The sequence below is a fragment of the Micrococcus sp. LASM2_SD2 genome (assembly GCF_057364565.1).
The window spans coordinates 1-6,460 of record NZ_JBNFOB010000130.1 but is presented as its reverse complement, the minus strand read 5'-3'; the positions used below and the strand labels follow the sequence as shown (position 1 = coordinate 6,460).

Sequence of the window (6,460 nt, the reverse complement as noted above, 5' to 3'; positions counted from 1 at the left end):
CCCGCCTGCTCTCCGGCCCCGGGAACCTCGGCCAGGGCCTCGGCATCACGCTGGCCATGGGCCATACTCCGGTCGCGCTCACCGCGGCGGCCGTCCCGGGCGGCACCCCGCCTCACGACGACGGCCGCGCACCGTCCTCCTTCGTCCTCGCTCCGCCTCCTGCCGGCTCACCGACTCCGCAGGTCTCCACCGGTCCCCGCGTGGGCGTGTCCGGGGAGGGCGGCTCGGCGCGGTTCCCGTGGCGGTACTGGCTCACCGGCGACCCCACGGTGAGCCGCTATCGCGCCGGCCGTCACGTCCCGGCCTGAGCGCAGCGGCCGGCGGGAGGACCCCGCCCGGCCGGGGGCCGTCCGCCGAAAGCGTGTGGGGAACATGCCCGGCAGGCAGGACCTTCACGCCCAGCGGCGGGCGCAGACCGTGGCCGGGCGTGAGACGGCGCATCCTCCGCCACATCGCCTCCGTGGCGTCCGGATCGTGCGTCAGCGGATGAGGACGCCCCGGAGGGGGCGCACCCGCACCCTTGCCAGCGCGGGGGAGGGCGTGTCTACGGTGCATCCATGAGCATGAACCAGAGCCCCCAGGGCGAGACGAAGCAGTCCGTGACCCGCACGATCGATGCCCCGGCGAAGGACATCTTCGAGGTGCTGACCCTGCCGGAGAAGCACAAGCTCTTCGACTCCAGCGGCTTCGTGGTGGACGACGAGAAGTCCCAGCGCATCCAGAAGGTCGGCGACGTGTTCACCATGAACATGCAGGGCGACCACATGGGTGGCGAGTACAAGACGGACAACCACGTCGTCGCCTATGACAAGAACAAGATGGTCGGCTGGGCCACCGCTCCGGCCGGCACCGAGCCGCCGGGGTGGCAGTGGGTCTGGACCCTCGAGCCCAACGGCCAGGACTCCACCGACGTGACCCTCACCTACGACTGGTCCAAGGTCACCGACCAGGACCTGCTCGCCAAGAACCTGTTCCCGCTGATCAGCGAGGCGCAGATGGAGGAGTCCGTCTCCAAGCTCGCCTCCGCGGTCTCCTGACGCGGATCCCGAGCACCTTCGGACCGGCCGGCGCCTGACGCCGAGCCTTCCCGACGACGGCGGCGCACCCGGGCACCCCAGGTGCGCCGCCGTCGTCGTGCCCGGTGGCGACCGTACCCCCTGCCCGGTTGTAGACCCCGCCCGCCCGGGTGCACGTCAGACCGGCGCCCTGCGCCGATGTGACCGGACCCACTAGGCTCGTGGACACCACGCCCATCCGCCGCCCACAGCAGACGAAGGAGTCGCCCTGTGACCGCACCCGCCGAGAACGCCGCCGTCCCGAGCCCCACCGAGGACCTCTACCGCCACGTCAACGGAGAGTGGCTGGCCTCCCATGAGATCCCCTCCGACCAGGGCGCCTACGGGGCGTTCCTCGAGCTGAGAGACAACGCGGAGCTCGCCGTCCGGCACCTCTGCGAGGACGCCGTGCGCACGGTCGGCACCGGCCATGACGCGGCCCAGGCGCGCGTGGAGGCCTCGGCGGACATCGTCTCCCCGGACACCGAGACCCTGGACCCCGCACCCCAGGACCCGACCGTCCCGGAGGTCCCCTCGGACACCGCGGACGCGGACGAGTCGGCCGGCGCCGAGGACCAGTCCGTCCTGCGCCGCCGCATCGCCGCGCTCTACGCCTCGTTCATGGACGAGGAGGTCGTGGAGGCCCGCGGCGTCGCGCCGATCGCCGGGGACCTCGCCGCGATCGAGACCGTGGAGACCCCGGAGCAGCTGCTCACCCTCTCCGGCGCCCTGCAGCGCCACGGCGTCTCCGGCCTGATCAACACAGGGGCCATGAACGACGCCGGCAATCCCGAGCGCATGCTCCTGCACCTGCTGCAGGGCGGCCTCGGCCTGCCGGACGAGTCCTACTACCGCGACGACTCCTACGCCGAGATCGTCTCCGAGTACCGTGCGCACCTGGGCCGCATGCTGGCCCTGGCCGGCGTCGGCGCGGACGAGGCCGAGGCCTCGGAGATCGCCGGCACCGTGGTGGACCTGGAGACCAGGATCGCCTCGCACCACTGGGACGTGGTCCGCACCCGTGACGCGGTCGCCCGGTACAACCTGCTGACCCGCGCGCAGCTGGACGAGACGTTCCCGCTCGCCCAGGCCTGGCTCGAGGGCATCGGGGCCTCCGGCACCCGCTCCGACGAGGTCGTGGTTTGGCAGCCGGAGTTCCTCACCGGGATCCAGTCCCTGCTGGCCGGCGCCGACGCCGTGGACCTGCAGACCTGGAAGCACTGGCTGCAGGTGCAGGTGCTGCGCTCGTTCGCCCCGTACCTGCCGGAGGCGTTCGTGCAGGAGAACTTCTCCTTCTACGGCCGCCGCCTTGCCGGCACCGAGGAGGTCCGCCCGCGCTGGAAGCGTGCGGTGGCCTTCGTGAACTCCGCCGCAGGTGAGGACGTGGCCCAGCTGTACGTGGCCAAGCACTTCCGGCCGGACACCAGGAGGAGATGGACCGGCTGGTCCGCCTGCTCAACGAGGCCTACCGCCGCTCCATCTCCCGCCTGGACTGGATGGGCGAGGACACCCGTCAGCGTGCCCTGGAGAAGCTGTCCATGTTCCGGCCCATGGTGGGCTTCCCGTCCAAGTGGATCGACTACTCCACGCTGGAGGTGGACGCGGACGACCTGCTCGGCAATGCCCGCCGGGCGGAGGAGTTCGCGTGGGACTGGGACCTGGCGAAGATCGAGAAGGGCCCGGACCCGGAGGAGTGGCACATGACTCCGCAGACGGTGAACGCCTACTACTCGCCGCTGGAGAACGCCATCGTGTTCCCGGCCGCCATCCTGCAGCCCCCGTTCTTCGACCCCGAGCGCTCCATGGCCGCGAACCTCGGCGGCATCGGTGCGGTGATCGGCCATGAGATCGGCCACGGCTTCGACGACCAGGGCTCCCGCTATGACGGCACCGGCACCCTGAAGAACTGGTGGACGGACGAGGACCGTGAGGCGTTCTCGGACCGCACCGCGAAGCTGGTCGCGCAGTACAGCGCGCTGTCCCCAGCGGAGGCTCCGGAGCACCGCGTCAACGGCGAGTTCACGCTGGGTGAGAACATCGGCGACCTCGGCGGCCTGGGCATCGCGCACCAGGCGCTGGAGATCTGGCGTGAGGAGCAGTCCGATGCGGACGCGGAGGACACCGCCGCGCAGGACCGTGAGTTCTTCTCCTCCTGGGCCTCGGTGTGGCGTCAGCTGACCCGCACGGAGACCATGATCACCCGCATCGCCTCGGACCCGCACTCCCCGAACGAGTTCCGCTGCAACCAGGTGGTGAAGAACCTGGACGCCTTCCACGAGGCCTACGGCACCACCGAGCAGGACCCGATGTGGCTGGCTCCTCAGGAGCGCGTCTCCATCTGGTGAGCCGGGCGGCATGCGTTGGGTCGTCCCGGCGCCTGTCCGCGGCCGTCAGTTCGTGGTGTGCACGCGGAAGGTGGTCCGTGCCCCGCACTCCTCGGCCCACTCGGGCTCTGTGAAGTCGCCGCCGCCGAAGGACACCTGGTCTCCCAGATGAAAGGTGGCGTCCATGGCGGTGAAGGTGAGGTGTTCACCGTCCTCGTACGTGACGTCCACGGGGTTCCGGAACATCGGAACCATCAGGGTGCCGTCGCCTTCCTCGACGACGACGCAGCCGTGCGGACTGAGCGTCAGCCGACCGCTGAGCAAGGCCTCCGCCTCGAACCCTCGGTCAGCATCCACATCGATGGTCAGGAGCCGATATCCATGGTCCGTGGTGGACAGGGACGGTGACGGGGCGGGCGATGTGCATCCAATGGCGAGGGACAGTGTCAGGCCGGTGACGGCGAGGAACGCCCGCGCTCGCATCAGGCGACGCAGAGGCTGTGAATCATGAGGAATCATGGGAGCGCGCATTCCATGCCTAACGCTAGTTCATTTCGTGTAAAGATTGACGCGCAATACGGATAGAGATCTGTCGACGCGAGAATAGTACATCTGATTCTTACCCTTGTTTGAGCCCGCGTGAATACCAAGTGCTCGGTTTCCAATCTACCAGGGCCCTCCGCTATCTCCCGGGCTCGTAAAGGATCCGCGCACGGCAACGAGGCTGCAAACATAGGGCATGTCAGTAAACTGTACGCATACGGATTCATTCACCACTGTACCGCAAGACGGTTGCGACCGTGTCTTTCCATAATTGCAGGCCTGAGTGCCTTTATTCAGAATCGAGTATCCGTCAATTCTTCGCGTGCCGGCACTCCCGAGTGAGATATATCGAGACAGGGAGTCCAATGTGGAGTGCCACTGGAAGTCACCATATCTACCGATGTGTTCAGTGCGGTAGTCTGCTTTGATGCTTGTTCCGGATGGTACTTGTGCGTAGTTGGAGCAATGTCCTGCAGTAAGAACTCCATTGGACCCTCCTTGTCGAACCGTAAATGCGGTAGTGCATCCACCAAACGCCTTTCCGCCTCGAGTTACCTCCACCTCTGAGGGCTGGCTTGTCGCAGTGATAACGTACCGCAACGGAATACCTAGTTCAGGGAGGATGTCTGTATATTGACGACGATAAGTGGCTAGATTTGAATGCGATGCATCAAGATGACGAAGGGTTATATCGACTTTCATCGTAACGTTACTAGGATCCGCGGAAACCACGAATGATGAAATGGAGGGATCCTTGGAAAGTGACTCGGATACGACCTCCATTTCCAGGTCCATGGCTGTTCTAGTCGCCGGTGCATCCGTATGAATCTGAGGATTGCTGGGATGGGAGGTTATTAGATTGACAGTATCCTGGGACGGTTGGCCTGCAAAATGGATCGACGGAGCTTGCGCGTCTCCAGTCCATTCCGCGTGCGAGTAAGTCCTACTTTCGATAGATGCGACTTGGGCTACGAGGTCATTGAATGCAATCGCCGCCTCCTGGGGGAGCTCCTCCTCTCCACCTTGTAAAGAATCATCTTTAATGGATGTGTAACTCTCCGTGAATGCACCCTGTGACCTCGTGGAGGATTGATGGCTGGTAGGCGGGTGGTGCGCAGGGGGTGTCGGGTCGGTAGCTCTGGGGCGGCGAGGTGGATGCATGCCAAAAGTGCAACCAGGGAGCGAAATGGGGCTGGCATAATAGGTCTCCTGTCTGAGAGTGAGGTGAATCTCAGGGGCGAGGTGTTAGCAATATACGTCGTGGCCGTCAATAAGCGCCTGGATTCGGAGTCTGTGATCAAATCGTGACCCTACGGGGCACCCCACGCTCAGGCCAGCCCGGCTCAGTCCCCCGCCGTCCCGTCCGGGGCGCATGCCAACCGTTCCTGTCGTTGGTCCATGAACCGAATCAGGAGGGTGGTGAGGGTGTCGATCTCCTCGATCTCCCACTGCTCGAGGTCCCGGCACGCTCCCAATCCGGCCGGTCCGCCGGGTCCGGGTCGCGTCGGATCAGACCGGCAGCCTCCAGGTCGCGGGCCATGCGGAAGACCTGGGCCCGGTCCAGCAGCAGCTACTCGGCCAGTGCCGGGAGAGGGGGTCCTGTCCAACGCTCACGGCCGTTCATCGTCCCGGGACTGCTCGGCGCCGAGGTGTTCGCCCGCCGGCCCGGTGCCCCTCCGGTCCGTGTCCGTGCCCGCGGCCGGTCGGACCGTGGGCAGCGTGTCGGTGGGGGCCCATGGCATTGGCGGCGGCGGCCCGCTTGGCCTCGCGCTGGGCGGTTCGCTGCTCCGGGGCATTCTTGTGGCCCAGAGCGATGTTCGGCAGCTGGGCGACGGCTACCAGGGACACTGCGGCCAACGGCGCCGTCCACAGGAAGGCCCGGGAGATGGCCCACGGGTAGACGTCTTCGAAGATCACCCGCTGCTCGTGCGACATGGTGGCCATCGCCGCCGAGGGCGCGGAAGAAGGTCACAGCCGAGGTGGCCACGCCCTTGGTGTGCGGGGCCGTGGTGTTCTGCACCACCACCACGTCAACGGGGAGTTCACCCTGGGTGAGAACATCGGCGACCTCGGCGGCCTGGGCATCGCGCACCAGGCGCTGGAGATCTGGCGCGAGGAGCAGTCCGACGCGGACTCGGAGGACACCGCCGCGCAGGACCGCGAGTTCTTCTCCTCGTGGGCCTCGGTGTGGCGTCAGCTGACCCGCACGGAGACGATGATCACCCGCATCGCCTCGGACCCGCACTCCCCGAACGAGTTCCGCTGCAACCAGGTGGTGAAGAACCTGGACGCCTTCCACGCCGCCTACGGCACCACCGACCAGGACGCCATGTGGCTGGCTCCTCAGGAGCGCGTCTCCATCTGGTGACCTGACCTCCGGGAGGCGACGACGACGGCCGCGCACCGTCCGACCTCAGGTGCGGTCGGCAGGTGGGTGGCGTCGTCGTGTCAGGGCGACGGCGGCGCTCGGGAGCGTCAGTCCGCGCGGCGGGCGCGCTCCTCGGTGAAGCGGTCCAGCAGCTCGGCGGGCCGGCGGAC

The 6,460-nt window shown here is 66.8% G+C and carries 5 protein-coding genes and 2 pseudogenes; 4 read left to right on the top strand and 3 right to left on the bottom strand.

The genetic code is table 11. The features are described 5' to 3' along the window. The 3 genes and pseudogenes from AC2W7A_RS07935 to AC2W7A_RS07925 form a co-directional block, all read left to right on the top strand. A partial coding sequence (locus AC2W7A_RS07935) for a DNA-3-methyladenine glycosylase (protein WP_485990881.1) occupies positions 1 to 308 on the top strand: 308 nt, incomplete at its 5' end. A gap of 255 nt (positions 309 to 563) precedes the next feature. Beyond that, complete coding sequence (locus AC2W7A_RS07930; RefSeq protein WP_485990882.1) at positions 564 to 1,037, top strand: SRPBCC family protein; 474 nt, start codon at positions 564 to 566, stop codon at positions 1,035 to 1,037. A gap of 249 nt (positions 1,038 to 1,286) precedes the next feature. Continuing rightward, positions 1,287 to 3,400 (top strand): annotated as a pseudogene (locus AC2W7A_RS07925) (M13 family metallopeptidase). 45 nt (positions 3,401 to 3,445) lie between these two features. On the opposite strand, the gene AC2W7A_RS07920 reads toward AC2W7A_RS07925, so the two are convergent. From AC2W7A_RS07920 to AC2W7A_RS07910, 3 genes are all read right to left on the bottom strand, one after another. Continuing rightward, on the bottom strand, positions 3,446 to 3,862 hold the full coding sequence (locus AC2W7A_RS07920) for a hypothetical protein (protein ID WP_485990880.1): 417 nt from the start codon (positions 3,860 to 3,862) through the stop codon (positions 3,446 to 3,448). Between the two features lie 1,468 nt (positions 3,863 to 5,330). Next, a complete protein-coding gene (locus AC2W7A_RS07915; RefSeq protein ID WP_485990879.1) occupies positions 5,331 to 5,462 on the bottom strand; it encodes a hypothetical protein in 132 nt (43 codons plus the stop codon). Between the two features lie 80 nt (positions 5,463 to 5,542). Next, positions 5,543 to 5,866 (bottom strand): hypothetical protein, encoded by a 324-nt coding sequence (locus AC2W7A_RS07910; protein ID WP_485990878.1) that lies wholly within the window; start codon positions 5,864 to 5,866, stop codon positions 5,543 to 5,545. A 79-nt stretch (positions 5,867 to 5,945) separates the two neighbouring features. Between AC2W7A_RS07910 and AC2W7A_RS07905 the strand changes: the two are divergent. Next, a pseudogene (locus tag AC2W7A_RS07905) lies at positions 5,946 to 6,290 on the top strand (M13-type metalloendopeptidase); the annotation flags it as partial. Positions 6,291 to 6,460: the final 170 nt, after the last annotated feature.